18 protein-coding genes are annotated in these 18,213 nt (G+C 46.8%); 2 read left to right on the forward strand and 16 right to left on the reverse strand.

The annotated features are described in order from the left end of the window. Nucleotides 1-15 precede the first annotated feature (15 nt). A complete protein-coding gene (locus tag LJ740_RS06605; protein ID WP_229528286.1) occupies nucleotides 16-276 on the forward strand; it encodes a type II toxin-antitoxin system Phd/YefM family antitoxin in 261 nt (86 codons plus the stop codon). A 78-nt stretch (nucleotides 277-354) separates the two neighbouring features. Here LJ740_RS06605 and LJ740_RS06610 read toward each other — a convergent pair whose 3' ends face one another. Together LJ740_RS06610 and LJ740_RS06615 are read right to left on the reverse strand one after the other, a co-directional pair. After that, nucleotides 355-1,470, reverse strand: a complete 1,116-nt coding sequence (locus LJ740_RS06610; RefSeq protein WP_229528287.1) for an anhydro-N-acetylmuramic acid kinase — start codon at nucleotides 1,468-1,470, stop codon at nucleotides 355-357. Nucleotides 1,471-1,545: 75 nt separating this feature from the next. Beyond that, complete coding sequence (locus LJ740_RS06615; protein ID WP_229528288.1) at nucleotides 1,546-3,162, reverse strand: peptidoglycan DD-metalloendopeptidase family protein; 1,617 nt, start codon at nucleotides 3,160-3,162, stop codon at nucleotides 1,546-1,548. Between the two features lie 270 nt (nucleotides 3,163-3,432). Between LJ740_RS06615 and tyrS the strand changes: the two genes are divergently transcribed. Next, nucleotides 3,433-4,632, forward strand: coding sequence for a tyrosine--tRNA ligase (tyrS, locus tag LJ740_RS06620; RefSeq protein WP_229528289.1), 1,200 nt, complete (start codon nucleotides 3,433-3,435; stop codon nucleotides 4,630-4,632). Between the two features lie 48 nt (nucleotides 4,633-4,680). Here tyrS and LJ740_RS06625 read toward each other — a convergent pair whose 3' ends face one another. From LJ740_RS06625 to LJ740_RS06690, 14 genes are all read right to left on the reverse strand, one after another. Beyond that, a complete protein-coding gene (locus LJ740_RS06625; RefSeq protein WP_229528290.1) occupies nucleotides 4,681-6,024 on the reverse strand; it encodes an NAD(P)/FAD-dependent oxidoreductase in 1,344 nt (447 codons plus the stop codon). A 13-nt stretch (nucleotides 6,025-6,037) separates the two neighbouring features. Then, entirely contained in the window at nucleotides 6,038-6,604 is a 567-nt protein-coding gene (locus LJ740_RS06630; protein WP_229528291.1) for a GNAT family N-acetyltransferase, read from the reverse strand. Then, entirely contained in the window at nucleotides 6,601-6,984 is a 384-nt protein-coding gene (locus LJ740_RS06635; RefSeq protein WP_229528292.1) for a DUF2721 domain-containing protein, read from the reverse strand. Before LJ740_RS06635 ends, LJ740_RS06630 begins: the two co-directional genes overlap by 4 nt. Before the next feature lie 117 nt (nucleotides 6,985-7,101). Next, entirely contained in the window at nucleotides 7,102-8,493 is a 1,392-nt protein-coding gene (ahcY, locus tag LJ740_RS06640; RefSeq protein WP_229528293.1) for an adenosylhomocysteinase, read from the reverse strand. A 54-nt stretch (nucleotides 8,494-8,547) separates the two neighbouring features. Next, on the reverse strand, nucleotides 8,548-9,525 hold the full coding sequence (locus LJ740_RS06645; protein WP_229528294.1) for a cobalamin biosynthesis protein CobD/CbiB: 978 nt from the start codon (nucleotides 9,523-9,525) through the stop codon (nucleotides 8,548-8,550). An 8-nt stretch (nucleotides 9,526-9,533) separates the two neighbouring features. Next, nucleotides 9,534-10,241, reverse strand: coding sequence for a 5'-methylthioadenosine/adenosylhomocysteine nucleosidase (locus LJ740_RS06650; protein WP_229528295.1), 708 nt, complete (start codon nucleotides 10,239-10,241; stop codon nucleotides 9,534-9,536). 193 nt (nucleotides 10,242-10,434) lie between these two features. Further along, entirely contained in the window at nucleotides 10,435-11,010 is a 576-nt protein-coding gene (locus LJ740_RS06655) for a DUF2726 domain-containing protein (RefSeq protein ID WP_229528296.1), read from the reverse strand. Nucleotides 11,011-11,118: 108 nt separating this feature from the next. After that, the gene (locus LJ740_RS06660; protein WP_229528297.1) at nucleotides 11,119-11,463 is read right to left on the reverse strand and encodes a hypothetical protein; all 345 of its coding nucleotides are present in this window, start codon (nucleotides 11,461-11,463) and stop codon (nucleotides 11,119-11,121) included. Between the two features lie 132 nt (nucleotides 11,464-11,595). Beyond that, nucleotides 11,596-13,215 carry an alkaline phosphatase family protein gene (locus LJ740_RS06665; RefSeq protein ID WP_229528298.1) on the reverse strand — a complete coding sequence of 540 codons (1,620 nt, stop codon included), beginning with the start codon at nucleotides 13,213-13,215 and terminating at the stop codon, nucleotides 11,596-11,598. 135 nt (nucleotides 13,216-13,350) lie between these two features. Next, nucleotides 13,351-14,190: a 2OG-Fe(II) oxygenase family protein gene (locus LJ740_RS06670; protein ID WP_229528299.1), complete on the reverse strand. Its 840-nt coding sequence runs from the start codon at nucleotides 14,188-14,190 to the stop codon at nucleotides 13,351-13,353. Nucleotides 14,191-14,208: 18 nt separating this feature from the next. Beyond that, nucleotides 14,209-15,420: a NupC/NupG family nucleoside CNT transporter gene (locus LJ740_RS06675; RefSeq protein ID WP_229528300.1), complete on the reverse strand. Its 1,212-nt coding sequence runs from the start codon at nucleotides 15,418-15,420 to the stop codon at nucleotides 14,209-14,211. A 9-nt stretch (nucleotides 15,421-15,429) separates the two neighbouring features. Beyond that, nucleotides 15,430-16,056 (reverse strand): uridine kinase, encoded by a 627-nt coding sequence (gene udk / locus LJ740_RS06680; RefSeq protein ID WP_229528301.1) that lies wholly within the window; start codon nucleotides 16,054-16,056, stop codon nucleotides 15,430-15,432. Nucleotides 16,057-16,177: 121 nt separating this feature from the next. Further along, nucleotides 16,178-17,125: a hypothetical protein gene (locus tag LJ740_RS06685; RefSeq protein ID WP_229528302.1), complete on the reverse strand. Its 948-nt coding sequence runs from the start codon at nucleotides 17,123-17,125 to the stop codon at nucleotides 16,178-16,180. Nucleotide 17,126: 1 nt separating this feature from the next. Further along, nucleotides 17,127-17,990 carry a hypothetical protein gene (locus tag LJ740_RS06690; protein WP_229528303.1) on the reverse strand — a complete coding sequence of 288 codons (864 nt, stop codon included), beginning with the start codon at nucleotides 17,988-17,990 and terminating at the stop codon, nucleotides 17,127-17,129. Nucleotides 17,991-18,213: the final 223 nt, after the last annotated feature.

Here is an 18,213-nt window from a genome sequence, read left to right on the forward strand (position 1 = left end):
ATTGGGAATCTGACTATGAAGGTCGAACCGGTAACCTCGCTAAAAAGACAAGCATCCAAGTTATTGGCTGATCTCCATGCTTCGAAAGAGCCAGTTTTGATTACTGAGCATGGCCAACCTTCTGCCTATCTTGTTGATGTTGAAGATTATGAAATGATGCAAAAGCGCATGTCTATTCTTGAGGGAATCGCTCGTGGAGAACAAGCGATTAAAAACCAGCGAGTATTATCTCATTCTCAAGCTAAAGAAAAAATGAATAAGTGGCTGAGATTATAATATTGATAGGCAGTGTATTCAGCAAAGTGGAAAGATTAACAGGGAAGCTGATTGCTTTCCCTGTATTTAGTCGGGCCATTACTGGTGCTTAAACAATGTGCCTAACACTGCACCACGGCTCGCTCCGGTGACTTTGGGGACATTGCCTTGTACATTGTTTTCAAATGCCCAGGCCAGCCAGGCAAAGGCCAGTGCTTCCACCGCGTCCGGGTGAATACCTAGTTCATGAGTGGTGGTCACCTTGATACCATCCAATTGTGCCGCTATACGGGCCATCAGATGAGCATTCTGGGCACCGCCGCCACAGACATAGACACTATCAACCGCTTGAAGGGCTTTGATGTCATTGGCGATACTGAGTGCGGTTAACTCCAATAAAGTGGCTTGAACATCTTCGGCTGGAATTTCCTCTGGCTGAACTGTCAGACTTTGCTCCAACCATTCCAGATTAAATAATTCGCGTCCGGTACTTTTAGGGGCCGGTTGCTTGAAGTAATCCTGATTTTTCAGCGCATGTAATAGTGGCAAATGGCACTGACCTGAAGCCGCCCAGGCGCCATTTTCATCATATTCCTTGCCGGTGTGCTCATGACACCAGGCATCCATCAATCGATTGCCCGGACCGGTGTCAAACCCCAGTACCTGTTCCGGGTCACAACCTTTGGGCAGATAACTGATGTTAGCAATGCCACCGATGTTGAGTACCACGCGATGTTCCTCCGGGCTGCTAAATACCGCCTGGTGAAAAGCCGGTACCAAAGGCGCTCCCTGACCACCCAATGCAATATCTTTGCGTCTGAAATCAGCCACAACATCGATACCGGTTTTCACCGCAATGGAGTTGCCATCACCAATTTGCACACTGTAACCAAATTCGCCATCGGGGTGATGTCGTATTGTCTGGCCATGACTGCCAATCAGCTTGATATCACTGGCGGTGAGGTTGTTGCGCGTCAGCAAATCCTGGCAGGCACTGGCAAAACAGGCGGCCACCTGGCGATCTGCCATTGCCAGGCGATTTACCTCGTTATCACCGGGCTGACACAGGGTCTTTAATTCATCTAATAAATCTTCCGGGTAGGGATAGGTGGCAAAGTCCAGTGTTTTACACTGGTTATTGGCGTAGTCCACGATGACGGCATCAATACCATCCATACTGGTGCCAGAAATCAGCCCAATATATTTATGAGTCATGAGATTCTCCAATAGGAAAAGGGATACGCTCTTAAAAGCGTACCACAATCTGAAAAAAATGAAGCCGTGAACGGATTAATTCATGGCAAGCATGATGCGGCGGTTGTTATCCAGTTTCGCTTTGTAGTCTTTGGCTAGTTCCAGAAATGCCGCCTGTTCGCTCTTTTTGATTGGTAAGGCCTTGGGTAGCTTCACGGTACGGGGGTTTTTGTGCACCCCGTTTACCAGGAATTCATAGTGCAAATGTGGTCCGGCCGCTAAACCCGTAGCACCAACATAGCCGATTACCTGGCCTTGTTTAACCCACTGGCCTTTTTTCACAGCGCGTTTGCTGAAGTGAATATACTTGGTGGTGTAGGTATCGCCGTGCTGAATAAAGACATAATGACCATTAAAACGGTTATAGGAGGACTCGATCACTTTTCCATCGCCTGCCGCTACGACCGGAGTGCCGGTTTTCGCCGCGTAATCGATGCCGTTATGCGCTTTATAACGTTTTTGCACCGGGTGAAAGCGACGCGGATTAAAGTTAGAGCTGATATATTTGAAATTCACCGGCGCCCTCAAAAAGCTCTTACGCATACTGCGCCCTTCCGGGGTGTAGTAATTGCCATCTTTGTAGCGAATTGCGGCAAATTCTTCGCCCTGATTAGAGAACTCGGCGGCGACGATATCACCATAACCAACAAATTCACCTTCGATATAATTTTCTTCAAAGATTACATTGAAGCTGTCGCCTTCGCGGATGTCCAAAGCAAAGTCGATATCCCAACCAAAAACTGTGGCCAGACTCATGATTAAATTGTCTGACAGCCCTGCTTCAACCCCGGCATTCCAGAAGTTTGAATTAATCTCACCACTGGCGTAATTCAGGCGGGTATAAAGCTCTTTTTCCTGCACTTCAGATCCGTAATTGTTGTGCTCTTTAAACACCCGCACGGCTTTGGTGGGAGAGTAGCTGTATTGCAACTCTTTAAAGTGGCCGTCCTGAGTTTTCAGTATTTCCAGATTTTCTCCGGGCATGATTTTTAACAATCGTTTGGCTGCACTGCCGGCCCGACTGACATGGTGTACCTCTTTGGCACTTAATCCGGCACGGGAGAATATTTTTGCCAGATTATCACCGCTTCTTACGGTGAAGGTCTGCCATTCCTGTTCCTCTTCAGCGAACGCACTATTTATGGCCAGAAAATCATCATCGATCGGCAAGGCATAGCGCAGGCCCGGCATCAGCTCCGTGGCTTTATCGCGGGTAAATCCGGCTAATCCTTCTGGCAGCTCGGCGTTGAGTGTCGCTAATTGAGATTCCGGCTCCATGTCCGGTTCCACGGGCATGGATTCAGTGTTTTCCTGCAGGGGCAGTGATAAGGCTTTTTGACCCGATGTCGGCTCTTTTACCACCTCTGTTGTTTGTATCGGTTTGCCTGGGTTTGCCGCAGAGGGCTTTTGAAGCATGTCTTCGGTGACGATAAAAGAGGTGGTATCGTTGCTGTTGTCTAAGCTCGCAGGTAACGCCACACTGACCCTTTCACCGGGAGAAAATTGCAGCTCGTTGCTGTCATTTTTGCTGTCAGCTTCACCGGGCAGCATCATCATGCATAACGTAAACAGCACAAGTGCTGACAGCAACAGTTTGTGTTTTTTAGGCAGCCTGTCGAAATGCTGCCGGGCAACATGGATTTGTTTCATCATTCTTATTGTTTTTTTACCCTTGCGGGTTTTGCGCACAAATATCACGACTTTGAGTCGTGAAGGACCTGTTTTATTTTTTATTATTATTTTGTCGTCTTTGGATTGATTTAGTTCCGCTAATTCAGCGGTTTATGCTTGCCAAAAACGTTAATATCCGCAGAATACCCCGATTGTGCCTATTTTTCTAGCGGTATTGCCCTTTTAATCCGGTGTTGCGCCCGGTAAAATCCGGCAAATTTGTAAATAATCTATTCGAATTGGAGTCTGTAGATGTCGGACTGGCAAAGCGCTTTTGCTGAAATAAAACGCGGTTCAGAAGAAATCCTCGTTGAAGAAGAGTTAATTGAGAAATTAAAAACCGGAAAACCCCTTAAGATAAAAGCGGGGTTCGATCCGACTGCTCCTGATCTGCACTTAGGTCACACTGTGTTGATCAATAAACTGCGGGCGTTTCAGCAGTTAGGACATGAAGTGATTTTCCTGATTGGTGATTTTACCGGCATGATTGGTGATCCCACAGGTAAAAACGCAACCCGAAAGCCGCTGACCAAAGAAGATGTGCTGGCCAATGCGGAAACCTACAAAGCGCAGGTGTTTAAAATCCTGGATCCGGAAAAAACTACGATCCGTTTCAATTCCGAGTGGATGGAAGCATTGGGTGCGGCAGGTATGATCAAACTGGCTGCCCGTCAGACGGTTGCCAGAATGCTGGAGCGCGATGACTTTAAAAAACGTTTTGCCAATAATCAGTCAATTGCTATTCACGAGTTTTTGTACCCATTGGCACAGGGCTGGGATTCAGTCGCCCTGGAATCTGATGTGGAGCTGGGCGGCACTGATCAGCGTTTTAATCTGTTGATGGGCCGTGAGTTACAAAAAGAAGAAGGTCAGTCGCCGCAGTGTGTCCTGATGATGCCGTTACTGGAAGGTCTGGACGGCGTGCAGAAAATGTCTAAATCGCTGAACAATTACATTGGCATCACGGATACACCGAATGAAATGTTTGGCAAAGTCATGTCGGTATCTGATGATTTGATGTGGCGCTATTACGATTTATTGAGTTTCCGCCCGCTGGAAGAAATTGCTGAACTCAAAGCCAGTGTTGAAACCGGGAAAAACCCGCGAGATCTTAAAATTTTGCTGGCCAAAGAACTGATCGCGCGCTTCCATGACGATGCCGCCGCTGAAGCAGCGCATCAGGATTTTATTACCCGATTCCAGAAAAATGCGATTCCTGACGATATCGCTGAAGTTGAACTGACTTTGCCGGCTGAAGGCTATGCGATTGCCAATTTGTTAAAGGACGCAGGTTTAGTGGCTTCTACTTCAGAGGCGATGCGCATGATCAAACAAGGTGCGGTTAAAATCGACGGTGATAAGGTGGAAGACAATAAATTAACTATTACAGCTGCCGGTAGCGCGGTTTATCAGGTAGGCAAACGCAAATTTGCTCGCGTTACAATAGCTTAAGATTTTAGTTAGTAAAAAATTAACAAGGCGCTGTAAATAGCGCCTTTTTTATTTCATGGTGATTTGTTCGACCAGGCGATGCCAGGCGTAAAACAACTGCAATCCTGTGCGACGAAAGGCGCTAAAAGGAAAAGCCGGTAGTGGCTTTTGATACACCGGACTTTGCGGCACTTTTTCCGGGGTCAGGATATAGTCAGCCAGCCGTTTACCCGCCTGACAGGAATAGGCCAGACCTGAACCACAATAGCCGGTTGCATAATAAATCCCGGGATATTGCTCGCTCTGTAAAACGTGCGGAATATCATCTGCTGAAACACTCACCCAACCACTCCAGAACCAGTCGGTGGACAATTGCTTCAGGGCCGGAAAATAACGGTCAAACGCTGCTTTTAGTTTTAGCTGACTTTGTTTTGTGTTGGCTTCTGCCCCGGTGATTGCGCCTCGTCCGCCAAATAACAGCCGGTTATCAGGAAGCAGTCGGAAATAGTATTTCAGGGAGCGGGTATCCATGGCCATTAAATTGGCTTGCCACTTGTCTGCAATTGATTGCGGCAGCACAGAAGTCACCAGGACACTGGACAGCACCGGGAATTGCTTTTCTGACAGACCGGGCAACAGGTTTTTCAGGCTGTAGGCGTTACTGGCCAGTACTACTTTTTCGCAGGTCAGTGTGCCCTGAGGCGTGTTTACCTGGTAGCCTTGAGCGGTTTTTACAATATTCAAAACTGGTGAATTACCATAGATTGGCACTGAATCCGATGCCAGTTTATTCGCCAGTGCCAGAGATAATTTCAACGGATTCAGTGACTGACCCGCTTTGCGATAGACCCCGCCGAAACTGGCGTAACCAGGAATAAAATCGGTTTTTACCTGTTCGGCGCTGATAATCTCATATTGCTCAGCAAACTGCTCAGGTAAGCGTTCTGTGCCACGGCACAGATTTTCGAAGGCCTGTTGCGAATGGCCTATCTTTAAATAACCACCGGTACTGATGTCGCATTTAGCGTCAGCGTATTGCACCAGATCTTCCAGCGTTTCCAGTGCCTGGTAATACTCGTTGATGGTGGTTCGGGCCGGCTGTTCGCCATATTGCTTACATAAGCTGCCAAAATCCAGACGTCCGCTACCAGGTAATACGAATCCGGCATTGCGGCCGCTGCAACCCCAGCCAGGCTGATTGGCTTCTAATACCACAGCATTCACGCCTTGTTGCTGTTGCAGATAGTGAGCGCAGGACATGCCGGTAAAACCTGAACCAATAATGGCAATGTCACAGTTGCGCTGTTCAGTTAATTGCGAAAACTGGGTGGTTTCTGTAATAGTCGAAGCCCAGTAGGATTCAGGCAATGGCTGCGATGATGCCGTAGCATCATCAATGAATGGGTCATACATAAAGGAACGGGTCTTAAAAACGAATCATCATTTCAGCGGCGGTACAATCACAATCCGGGCCACAAACCGGACAAATGTAGCCATGGCTTTCATACCATCCGGCCCAGCGGTTTGGATGCTCTTTAATTAACTCACCACCGCATTTTTTAAAATACTTAAAGGCGCTGTTGCCCGGGCTGGCTAACCAGATATGCGCCAGGCCTGCTTTCGCACCTTGTAATTTGGCCTGTTCGATAGACAGCATGAGCAAAGAGGAGCCAATGCCATGTCCGCGATAGTTGGCGTTCACTGTGTTGCTTTTAAAGTAGCAAACCTGATCCTCGGAAAGTTGCCAAAGTTGCGGGGAGCACCATTCATTGATGTCCCACTTGTTCGCTGCCTGGGTTAATCGAAAACCCACTAATTCGTCGCCATCATAGGCTACAAAGGAGGCATTGATGCCATTTTTGAAGCTGGTGTTGTAATACTTCTGGCATTTTTCATCATCCAGGTAATTGTCACCGTGCACAATGTTGCCAAGTTTAATAACGCCAGCAAAGTCTTCAGGTTCATATTGTTTGTAGTGTATTTGGGTGTTCATCTGCTTTTAAAATTCTTTAAGAAGACATCTAACGCTTCCACCGAGATGTGAATTTCCTTCACTGACATCCACAATGAATACAACAAGAACACCAGACTCAGGGCGAAAATCCAGCCTCCGGCGGTGTTGTATTGCAGATAAATAGCCAGCATTGAAAGAACACAAAGGAAAAAACTAAATACCCCGGTTTCCTGCATTTTTTTTATGTATTGGATGCGTTTACGTAGGTTGTCTATTTGTTGAAAGGTACTTTCATCGTCACTGTTTTCATCGAAATTACGGATTAAAGTGGCAAGCGTTACAAACCTGTTAGTGTAGGCCAACAGAAGTAAAGATATAGCCGGGAACAGCATAGCTGGTGTAGTGAGGGTAATTTCCAAAACGATTTCAGAGTTGCGATGTTAAGCCATGAAGTCTACGTAGCATCCGGGAAACTGTAAAGCAGAACAAGGGGTCAGAATGGTTGAAAGTTTCTAACCATTCCGACCCTTGATGTGTTAGTAGCGGTAGGTTTCGGGTTTGAAGGGACCCTCAACCGTCACGCCGATGTATTTGGCCTGAGTTTCGGTAAGCTGAGTGATGACGCCGCCAAAGCCTTCTACCATATAGCGGGCTACTTCTTCATCCAGTTGTTTAGGCAATACTTCTACCGACATGGCCGCTTGTTTCGCGTCTGCATCCATATTGGCAAAGCCCAGTTGGAACAGGTGGATTTGCGCCAGTACCTGATTGGCAAACGAGCCATCCATGATACGTGAAGGGTGACCTGTGGCATTGCCCAGGTTTACCAGCCGACCTTCGGATAACAGCAACAAATGATCGTTGTCATCATCGCTGCGATAAACCTTGTGTACCTGGGGTTTAATCTCTTCCCAGCGCCAGTTGTCGCGCATGTACGCAGTATCAATTTCGTTGTCAAAATGACCGATGTTACAGACTACCGCACCGGATTTGATGGCGCTTAAGGTGTTGGCGTCACAGACATTAACGTTACCTGTGGTGGTTACCAGTAAGTCTGTGTTTTGTAATAACTGGCTGTTGATATCTTCAGCTTTTCCGGTGTTTTTACCGGCATTATAGGTAGATACCACCTCAAAACCGTCCATGCAGGCCTGCATGGCACAGATGGGGTCGATCTCTGCTACTTTTACAATCATGCCTTCCTGACGTAAAGACAGCGCGGAACCTTTACCTACGTCGCCATAACCAATGACCAGTGCTTTTTTACCTGATAACAGATGGTCAGTGGCGCGCTTAATGGCGTCATTCAGGCTGTGACGGCAGCCGTATTTGTTGTCGTTTTTAGACTTGGTTACTGAGTCGTTAACATTGATGGCCGGGACTTTCAGAGTGCCTGCTTCTAACATTTCTAACAAACGGTGAACACCGGTGGTGGTTTCTTCAGTGATACCGTGAACCTTGTCCAGCACCTGAGGATATTTTTCGTGCAACATGGCAGTCAAATCACCGCCGTCGTCCAGCACCATATTGGTATCCCAGGGGGTACCATCTTGCAAAATGGTTTGCTCAAGACACCATTCGTATTCGGCTTCGGTTTCCCCTTTCCAGGCGTATACCGGTACACCGGCGGCAACAATTGCGGCAGCCGCATGGTCCTGGGTGGAGAATATATTGCAAGATGACCAACGCACCTCGGCGCCTAATGCCACTAAAGTTTCAATCAGCACACCGGTCTGAATTGTCATGTGGATACAGCCAAGGATTTTGGCGCCAGCCAGGGGCTGCTCAGCACGATATTTTTCACGGATGCGCATCAGCGCTGGCATTTCGCTTTCGGCGATAGTGAGTTCTTTTCGGCCCCAGTCAGCCAAAGACATGTCAGCGACTTTAAAATCGCCCGTTTCAAGAACGGTATTGTTTTGATTCATAGTTATGCTCAATTGAATATTAGTTGTAATAAGTAGTTATGTTTTTATGTCGGCTTAACCCGTGAAGCTTTTAGCCGCATTGTTGAAAATAAACCAGGCACTGGTGTAGGCCAGAAATACTAACATACACAACAATATGCCATGTTGGATCATTAATATGCCTAAGCGGCGGGCATCTTCGATGCCGGGTAAGGTATCAGTCCCACATTTTGGCAGACGAATTTTTTTGATGCCATAAAAGGCCGGTCCGCCCAGTTCACACTTTAACGCACCGGCAAATACCGCCAAAATCAAGCTATGGCTGGATACCTGTGAGCCCAGGCGTTTGACTGCGGCAAAGGAGCCGGACAATCCTAACGTAATACTAAAGAATAGGGTAGAAATTCGAACCGGAAGCCATTGCATAACAAACATTAACCAGGCGGCAGGTTTGCCAAAGTAGCTGAACTGTTTGATTTTCAGGTTCCATTCCTGACTCATTTCATACAAGCAGCGATAGAGCAAGGCTGTAACGCCTCCACCTATCAGGTACCAGAAGATCACAGTCAAATACTGGTAATGAAAACGCAGCAGGCGGGTTTCCATGCTGGCTTTAATGATGCCTACTTTGGAGAGGCTGCTGGTTTCTCTTAACACTATCCCGGATAAGGTGTTGCGGGCCAGCGCTCTTTTGTCCTGCCGCAATTGCTGAATAATTTGTCGGGTTTTTAAATTAACGGCACTAAACCGCAATGCAATAAACAGATAGAAAGCTTCAAAGAACCAGTCGTATTCGGCAAACCACTTGATAGTGAATATCAAAATTGCCAGTGGTGCGAGCAAAACTACCATGGCCATGATACCGGCAATCCGCTGTTGTCCCACTGAACGCTGGCTGTTTGCGGCCTTTTTGCCTAAAGCGCGGGCAAAGAATTTCAAAAAGGTTAAGGGGTGACTCTTGTCACTCCATCGAATATTGGCTTCGGCTAATAAAGCCACAACCAGTATGCCCGCACTGAGCAGCGCGGGGTTTAACTCAGAGAATAGTGCCATTTAGCCCATTAATCCTGATATTTCGCCAGCTCCTGAATCATGGCCATCACCAGTTCGGCGGAGTTTTTACCTGCTTGTTCGAGATATTCCGAAAAGGATACAGAAGACTCCTTACCGGCGATATCTGATAGTGAACGGATCACCAAAAATGGGGTATCCAGCATGAAGCAGGTTTGCCCGATTGCAGCACCTTCCATTTCGACGGCAGACATATCCGGGAACAGACCTCTAAGTCGGGTTACCGCTTCGTCGCAGCCAATGAAAGAATCCCCGGTACATACCAGTCCTCTCTTAATGGTGGTGTGGGTAATGTTATTTGCAGCATTTACAGCCGCGTCCACCATTCTGACATCACAGGGGTAAATGTCTGGCATGCCATAGACCTGACCGCGTTTGTAGCCGAAATGGGTAACATCGACATCGTGGTGTTGTACACCGGTGGCGATCACTACATCGCCAATATTCAGCTGTGTATCAAAACCACCGGCAGATCCCGTATTGACCACAAAATCCGGTGCAAATCTGTCTATCATTACTGTGGTAGAGACAGATGCTGCGACTTTTCCTATACCGCATTTTACTAATACCACTTCGACATCATTTATCGTACCGACGTAATATTCAAGGTGTGCAAAATGGAAGGTTTCTTTTAATTGCATTCGTTGTTTTAACAGTGCAATTTCCTGATCCATTGCGCCTAAAATACCGATCTTCATAGCTGTTTATAAATCCTGTTGGTAAGCCGGAATGTGTTCCGTGGCCGCCGTTATACTCTGGCAGCGTTTTGTGACTGAATTCGAACCTACAGTTTAACGACAGGCTCACGTAAAAAACAGTCGTAAATAAAAAAATGCCAGACGCAGTCTGGCAATTAAGGGGTGACCGGAGGTCGATGAAGTCGTTGCGCTATCAGGCGGCGATGGGGCGGGTGAAAGTCGCCTTGCGATCCGGGTTATTAGTGCCAGCAACCAGTGGCTTTTTAGGCTCTTTGTACTTAATGGGAGCCAGTTTGGCATTGATGCAGGCGCGAATGTCTGCCGGTTTGTAGCCACCTTTTACCTTGATACGCAGGTGCGGAATCCGGGCAGCATCCAGAGCGCCGCTTAAAAACCAATCCCGTTGGGTTTTGTAACCATCCTTTTTGCTTTTTTGATGCACCAGATCAACTGCGATAACCGGCGATAAATCCGTCTTATCGCACAGGACGAAATCCAGATGATGACCTGCGGCCCTTTGCATGGCCGTACGTAGTGTTTTCTTTTCGGTTTTGGGGCGCACAGCCAGAATATCCATCAGGCGCACACGACAAATTATGCGGTATTTGTCACCTACTGAGGCTTCCAGCAGATCCAGAAACTGGCGTTCCACCGGGGTAAACAAATTTGTTTTTCGGGCAAATGGAAAGGCGAGGCCACCGTCATTTAATTTGATAGCTCCCACCGTAACAACGATAAGTAACATAAATAAAACGATTGCGAGTTCCATATTTTCTCCTGCTAACTGAAATACGCTTTTCTGTTAACACTCAAAGCAAAGTCAGTGCCAGAGTTAGTAGTTGATTAAAGAAGCTCGCTAAAAACCCGGGAAATCGCCTTAATTAACTATCAGGTTAACCTGAGTTCCCGGCCCGTCTGCATAGATGTAAGCCCGATACTGCTTGTCCCGGCTGTGCAGTGTCAGGTATTTTCCCTGTTTCGCAACAGTCGCAGTATTTAATTGTGCTGCCAGGCTTTCCGACACGATTTCAGGCGTGGATTTGATAAAAAAACTCAAGGTTGATGGTTTTTTGACGCCAAAAACCCGACAGGTTTTACTGCCTTCCGGTAAGCGAATATCGAACCACTTTTCAGGGCAGAGATTCAGGCCATCAGCACTATTCTGCTGTGCCATGACAGTGATGGAAATAAAAGCAAATGCAAATCCAACTAGTTTTAACAAAATAACGGCCCGGTCAGATAGTGGTGCCTGAAAGTATAGTGTTGAGTGTTTGTCTGGCGCAAGTTGCAGGAATATACGTGGGAATGAAAAAGCCAGGCGAAGCGCCTGGCCTTTGGTATCCGTAAACCCGGATTATTTTAAATCCGCAATTTCGGGTAACACATTGCCTGTAGATTTATCCGGATAGCCGATATCCAGAGTTGCGGATAAGGTTACCGCCAGGTCCTCAGGAGAGGTCAGGCGTGTAATGCGCTGCGCCGGCACTTTCCAGCCAGTAAAATACACAGGTACGTGAGTATCGTACTTGTATGGCGAGCCATGGGTCGCGGCAGAGTAGCTGGCGGTCATGGTGGACGTTTGCTGCACCACCACCAAATCACCGGAGCGCTGAGCAACAAAATTATTGCTGACTTTTTGCGATATTGGATCAGACTTACTGGTACCCGCAGCTAACTCTTTACTGCTATAAACTGAGGCAATTTCGGGGTAACTGGCCAATTCTGTGGTGAAATCCGACAGGAGCTGGTCCAGCTCCAGATTATTGCGCGCCACGGTATCGTGGTTGATATAAATGTTGGGCAGGCGAATGGAGAACAGCAAATCTCCCTCTACTTTGTTTTTCGTTGCGTAGTCACTGACAAAGCGTTTAAATTTATTGGAAACATCCCCTCTCAGACCTGCAAAGCCTAAAGATTTTTTGTATTCAGGGATGGCATCCACACCGTGATCGGCAGAAAAGGCCAGTAGGACCTGGTCCAGGCCAATTTCTTTATCTAGGAAAGTGAACAAATCAGCCAACACACTATCGAGACGGTACAGGCCGTCTTCGGCTTCACGGCTGTAGGGGCCATAATTGTGACCAATGTAGTCATTCAATGAAAAACTGATGGCCAGAAAGTCGGTAACCTCGTCTTTGCCTAGCCCCTGCTGAGTGGTGATGTGTTTGGAAAATTCCGCGGTGAGGGAGTCAGCATAGGGAGTCAGGTTCAACGCTTTGTAATATTCCTTGCCCGCTTCCTGAGGTAACTGGTGGGGAAAGCCGCGTGAGAATCCACGTGGCGGAATCTGAAATATCTGATTTCCGGTACTGTTCACATAGGCAGCCTCGGGTCTGGACAAGTCCCACTGTGTGGCTACAAAACTGTCTTTTACGCCGGACTCATTAAAACCCGTGGCCCACTGAGGAAAGTCAGAGTAGTAATAAGAACTGGTGACAAAATTCCCGGTATTTTTGTCCATCCAAAACGCCTTGCCAAAATGCCCACCGGTAAGCACGGCACCGCGATCTTTTACTGACACGGAATAGATTTTAGCTTTGCCATTGCTGGCAAAGTGCAATTCATCAGAAAAGGTAGAGGCCATCAGGTTTTTAGGTGACGCGCTGTAACCATCACCCAACAGGATATTAGTGGTTTTGTCGGCAACACAATACATATCCGATTGCGTGGCGACGTCATACCAATTGTTGCCAATCAAACCGTGTTGCGACGGAATGGCTCCGGTGGCCAGCGTCGCGTGACCCACTGCGGTAAGCGTAGCGGCATGGCGATAATGGGCATTGGTATAAATGGTGCCATCTTCGAGGAAGCGATTGAATCCCTTTTGGTTTTCAGTGTTGAGAAAATTGTGCTGGTAGCGGAATAATAAATCTCCCCGCAACTGATCTACGGTAATTTGTACCACCAGTTTAGGTTTTTCGGCCATAACATTGGCCGATGCGATTAACGCAAGTAAGGCAAAAAATTTTTTCATATCAAGTTCCTGTTGGGTATCCCTAAAACATATCAAACAGAAACAAAATTGGCGAATAAACAAAGGTCTATTCGCCAATTCAAACTTTCTTATTAATGCGTAACGTTACTTTTGTAGCATTACTGCAACACGGGTCTAAATCACGCCAAGCTCTCTCAGACGCTCTTTCAGATAGCTGTCAGCGGTATAGCGGTCAGACAGCACGACTTCTGGTTTGGGGTGCAGAAACAGTGGTAATGAAATTCTGGAGCGCGAAGTGTCCTGTCCTTCCGGATTGACGACCCGGTGACTGGTGGACGGATAATAGTGACCCGAAGCCTCCTGGAGCATGTCACCTATATTGACTATCAGGGTGCCAAAATCACAAGGGACATCCATCCAGCTGCCGTCTTTGGCCTGCACCTGCAGGCCAGGTTCGTTAGCCGAGGGTAAAATGGTTAACAGATTAATATCTTCATGGGCGGCGGCGCGAATAGCGTCTGGTTCTTCATCTCCCTGCAATGGCGGATAATGCAATACCCGCAGCAAGGTTTGCTCACTGCCATCAATCATGCTGGACAGCGATTGTCGGTAACCGGCCGCAACATCTTCCGGTGAGTATTGCTCAACCCAGCTCAATAATTCTTTGGCCAGTTCATTGGCCATTTTGTAGTAATTGGCCAGCTCCGCTCTTAGGTGGTCAGGGCATTGTCCCCAGGGGTAAAAATGAAAATACTCCTTGATGTCTTTTGCCTTAAAGCCTTTGGCTACTTCCGAGACACTGGCGGGGAAAAAGCCATCCTGGGTATCTTTGTTGTAAACAAAATCGTTTTTTTGTTCACTATCAAAGAAGGTTTGCCAGTTTTTGTAGATGGATTCAACCGCAGACTGTTGAATGGGGTGGTTTTTTAATACACCAAAACCTGTTTCACGCAGTGAACGGGTAAACAACTCGGCAGCGTTTTCTGCCTGGTAGTCGATTGCTACTAATTGCATAGTTGCCTCCGCAAAATGTTAAGAGATGGAGATGAAGAAGCCAGCCAGTGCGGCACTCATCAGGTTGGCAAAACTGGCGGCGATAACAGCCCGCAAGCCCAGTGACGCTAAATCTTTGCGTCTGTTGGGAGCCATGGCGCCAATTCCACCCATTAAAATGGCGATTGAAGAAAAGTTAGCAAATCCACACAAGGCAAAGGTCACGATAGCCTGTGTTGAGGCACTGAGGTTTTCACGATGAGTGATAAAGTCCAGGTAAGCCACAAACTCGTTCACCACTAATTTTTGACCGATGAAGCTGCCTGCTAAATTGGCTTCGTTCCAGGGAACACCCAGCAACCAGGCCAGGGGCTGAAACACATACCCCAGAATCATCTGGAAACTCAGATCGGGCATACCAAACCAGCCGCCGATACCGCCAATTAAACCATTTAGCAGGGCTATCAGGGCGATAAAGGCCAGCAGCATCGCGCCGACATTGGCCGCAATTTTAAGGCCCGAGGCCGCACCCTGTGCAGCGGCATCAAAGATGTTGGTATTCTCTTCCATTTTTGGATTGAGTTGTTCCAGCTCGTCTTTGGGGGCGCCAGATTCAGGTAAGACCATTTTCGCCATTAGCAGGCCACCGGGCGCTGCCATAAAAGATGCCGCAACCAGATATTTAATTTCAACGCCCATACCGGCATAGCCCGCCATAACCGAGCCTGCAATAGATGCCATACCGCCTACCATGAGCGCAAACAGCTCAGAGCGGGTCATATTGGGAATAAAGGGTTTTACAACCAGTGGTGCTTCGGTTTGACCAACAAAAATGTTGGCGGCGGCGTTCATGGATTCGGGTTTACTGGTGTGCAAAACTTTTTGTAAAAAGCCGCCAATGGCCCGAATGATAATAGTCATAACCCCCAGGTGATAAAGCACACTGATAAGGGCAGAGAAAAATACGATAACCGGCAACACGTTAAAGGCAAATACAAAACCGAGGGATTTGTCGCCTATGGGACCGAACAAAAAATCGATACCTGCCTGGCTGTATTCCAGTACCCGGGAAACACCACCGGCAATCCAGAGTAAGAACTGTTTGCCCGGCGGAAAATACAATACCAATAAACCGACGCTGGCCTGAATCGCAAACGCACCACCCACCGTACGCCAGTTGATGGCTTTTCTGTCGTAGGAGAGCAGCCAGGCGGCTCCCAGCAAAGCAATGATTCCCAAGATACTAATCATGATGTTCCTTTATTGTAATATTTGTTTTATGTGGGACTTTATCACATCCAGCGCTATCTGATTTTTTCCGCCTTGTGTCACAACTACGTCAGCAATAAATCGGCTGGGCGCAATAAACTGGTGATACATAGGTTTTACGGTTTTCTGATATTGTTTGCTGATGGACTCCAGACTTCTGTCTCGTTCTAATAAATCCCGTTTGATACGACGCAACAGGCAAATATCCAGCGGTGTATCGATAAACACTTTTACGTCAAACAGAGGGATAAGCTCCGGACTGGCTAACAACATGATGCCTTCAACAACGATAACCTGCGCAGGATGAACCGTGCGGGTTTCTTTCAGGCGTGTATGGGTTTTGTAACAGTATTCCGGACATTCAATCGCGTTACCCGCTTTTAATTGTCCCAGATGGGTCACCAACAGTTCATGTTCGAACGCTTTCGGATGGTCGTAATTGGTTTTGATGCGCTCTTCCATCTCCAGATGATCCTGACAACGATAATAGTTGTCTTCTCTGATCACCTGAATATCAGCGCCATTTTCTTTGAAGTAGTGTTTAATTTTGTCGGTGAACAGGGATTTTCCTGAGCCGGAGCCGCCGGATATCGCGATCACCTTAGTTTCAAGACTCATAATTGGTAAACAGGACAGTTTTAGTCAAGACTACCAGCGAAGTGAAAAAATGCCAGCAGTCATGATTGATTTAACGCAAATAAATGCAAAATATCAACTAAAACTTGACCATTTGGTCGAATTAATCGCCAATCAATTGAAATTGCTCCGCTGACAAGGTAACCAGTGCAAAGTTGTGTAACTTTGAACGGGAGCCTTCTCCTTGTGCTTTTTGCGGGTAAAAGTGGCACTTCACATCGGGATAGTTGGTGAGTATTTCATCCAGTGCGGTGCGAATCTCACTGAGCATTTTATCGATATTACTGTCAAAGTCCGGGCGTTTTCTTCGGGAGTGGCCCAGTTCTAACAGCCGATAAAAATATTTGTTGGCCAGTTCAATAAAGGATTCCGGCAGATTTTTATTGTGGTACAACTGTGGTGCTTCCTGTTCGCTGCAATATTTCAACATGGCGACATAAAAACACAGTGGTTTATTGGCCAGTGTAGTTTTAATGTCGGGAGACTGGTCCATATACAAGCTGCGATCCCTGAGATCGATGACCATGATTGCAGGGTGGGTTTGTTCTTCGCTGACCGGGAGCGTTGTAACACTGCGTTTTTTACTGTTGGCCTGACTCAAAAGGTAAAACAACAGAGTAAAAAAGGGCGGAAACAACATAGTCCATGCCTGAAAATGCCTGACTACGATGCTGGCCTCAACATCGATGCTGGTGCGGGAGGTTTTCAGTTCGAAGTGCCTTACTTCAGTAACAGTCAAATCAAACGGCCCTTCGTAGTTAAAGTTGGCAATGCGTTTGAGTTTCAGCGGGAACTTAACCGAATCCAGATATTCATTAAGACTGTGCATATAGCGGCGCACGGTAATATTGTCTTTTACTTTGGCACTTAATTCATTGGCAATGTTCAGATCCAGTACATCGAGGGAGACCCGATTTTTTAATAACAGCAAGGCATCGTCAATCTGCTGTTGTCGGCTAAGCGAATTACCCTGAATGGTCACCAGGGTAAGCAGCACAAACAGTAGTGCGCTTTGCACCAGCGGATTACTTTTTATCAGTTGCAGGTTCATCTTAGTTTGTACCTTGTTGCGCGCAGGGGCGGGTAACCGTAAGTTGCCGATAATATCCCTGGTCCTGTAGCGCTAAATTACTCAGCTCTTGCTGAATAGCGCACTTCAATGCGGTGTTTTTATCCGCTTCTTTCAAATACCATTTACTGCCTTCTATTTCTGAAACCAACGCTGTGCGGTATTCACTATTAAACCGTTCTGCATCAGCGTCTGACCAATAGGTGGAAATAATATCCACTGAGCCATTTTCCAGAAACCAGCGTAACTGCTGATGGGATTTGCCATACACCAGTTGTACCTGGTTTTCATCCAGGTCCAGCTCCTTAAACAAGGTCATTGGCGCGATATGGCCGGAGCGGCTGCTGGCATAATCCAAAATTCCAATGCGTTTTCCCAGCAGGTACTCTTTATTCAAAATGGGTTTTTCACGTAAGCCGATAAAAAACGCCGCATATTTATTGTAACTGGCGACTTCTTCGTAGCCATACACTTCGTCAGAGTTAAAGGCATGTATAAAATTGTCTTTAATCAACACCAGGTCCACCAGTCCTTTGCCTACAAAATCCAGCATTTCACGCTCATTTGGCATCCAGTGGGCGCGAACTTCGCCGAATTGTTTAGAGACGGTGGGATTTTTACATAACGACGTCATCAGTTCTTTGGCCATGTTTTCAATTTGAACTGCCAGGACCAGCGCGTCATTGTTTTTACCTGATATGGTTTTGCAATTGTCCCGAAAAGATAGCACGGTCGGTATAACGTCTATTTTTAGTGGGAAGGCGTTACGACTTATTTCAAACGTCAATCCGGCGAGTACCAACGCAATGAGTATTAAACTCGTCAGGGATAGGGGATAGTTTCTCATTTCTTAATGTGAATGCACAAAAATCAGCCGCTATTTCACCAGCTAAACTTACTTATTTCAACCAGTAAATTTACTTAATATATGTAACTTGTTGATATTTAACATATATTAACGAAAGATTATGAATGGCATTAAAGTCTTCCTGTTTTTTGTCTGATTGAGAAAATAAGTGCATCACAGGGTGCTGTGTTGGCTGCTTTTTTTGCGTTCGAATTTGTTAATT

Origin of the sequence: Planctobacterium marinum, assembly GCF_020687805.1 — a bacterium.
Lineage (GTDB): Bacteria > Pseudomonadota > Gammaproteobacteria > Enterobacterales > Alteromonadaceae > Planctobacterium > Planctobacterium marinum.

Bases quoted from the DNA above. Each gene is read 5' to 3' on its own strand.
- LJ740_RS06625 (WP_229528290.1), bottom strand. From the start codon at position 6,024: ATGTATGACCCATTCATTGATGATGCTACGGCATCATCGCAGCCATTG.
- LJ740_RS06610 (WP_229528287.1), bottom strand. From the start codon at position 1,470: ATGACTCATAAATATATTGGGCTGATTTCTGGCACCAGTATGGATGGT.
- LJ740_RS06685 (WP_229528302.1), bottom strand. From the start codon at position 17,125: ATGAACCTGCAACTGATAAAAAGTAATCCGCTGGTGCAAAGCGCACTA.
- LJ740_RS06650 (WP_229528295.1), bottom strand. From the start codon at position 10,241: ATGAAGATCGGTATTTTAGGCGCAATGGATCAGGAAATTGCACTGTTA.
- tyrS (WP_229528289.1), top strand. From the start codon at position 3,433: ATGTCGGACTGGCAAAGCGCTTTTGCTGAAATAAAACGCGGTTCAGAA.
- LJ740_RS06605 (WP_229528286.1), top strand. From the start codon at position 16: ATGAAGGTCGAACCGGTAACCTCGCTAAAAAGACAAGCATCCAAGTTA.
- LJ740_RS06645 (WP_229528294.1), bottom strand. From the start codon at position 9,525: ATGGCACTATTCTCTGAGTTAAACCCCGCGCTGCTCAGTGCGGGCATA.
- LJ740_RS06665 (WP_229528298.1), bottom strand. From the start codon at position 13,215: ATGAAAAAATTTTTTGCCTTACTTGCGTTAATCGCATCGGCCAATGTT.
- LJ740_RS06675 (WP_229528300.1), bottom strand. From the start codon at position 15,420: ATGATTAGTATCTTGGGAATCATTGCTTTGCTGGGAGCCGCCTGGCTG.
- LJ740_RS06655 (WP_229528296.1), bottom strand. From the start codon at position 11,010: ATGGAACTCGCAATCGTTTTATTTATGTTACTTATCGTTGTTACGGTG.
- LJ740_RS06615 (WP_229528288.1), bottom strand. From the start codon at position 3,162: ATGATGAAACAAATCCATGTTGCCCGGCAGCATTTCGACAGGCTGCCT.
- LJ740_RS06630 (WP_229528291.1), bottom strand. From the start codon at position 6,604: ATGAACACCCAAATACACTACAAACAATATGAACCTGAAGACTTTGCT.
- ahcY (WP_229528293.1), bottom strand. From the start codon at position 8,493: ATGAATCAAAACAATACCGTTCTTGAAACGGGCGATTTTAAAGTCGCT.
- LJ740_RS06670 (WP_229528299.1), bottom strand. From the start codon at position 14,190: ATGCAATTAGTAGCAATCGACTACCAGGCAGAAAACGCTGCCGAGTTG.
- udk (WP_229528301.1), bottom strand. From the start codon at position 16,056: ATGAGTCTTGAAACTAAGGTGATCGCGATATCCGGCGGCTCCGGCTCA.
- LJ740_RS06690 (WP_229528303.1), bottom strand. From the start codon at position 17,990: ATGAGAAACTATCCCCTATCCCTGACGAGTTTAATACTCATTGCGTTG.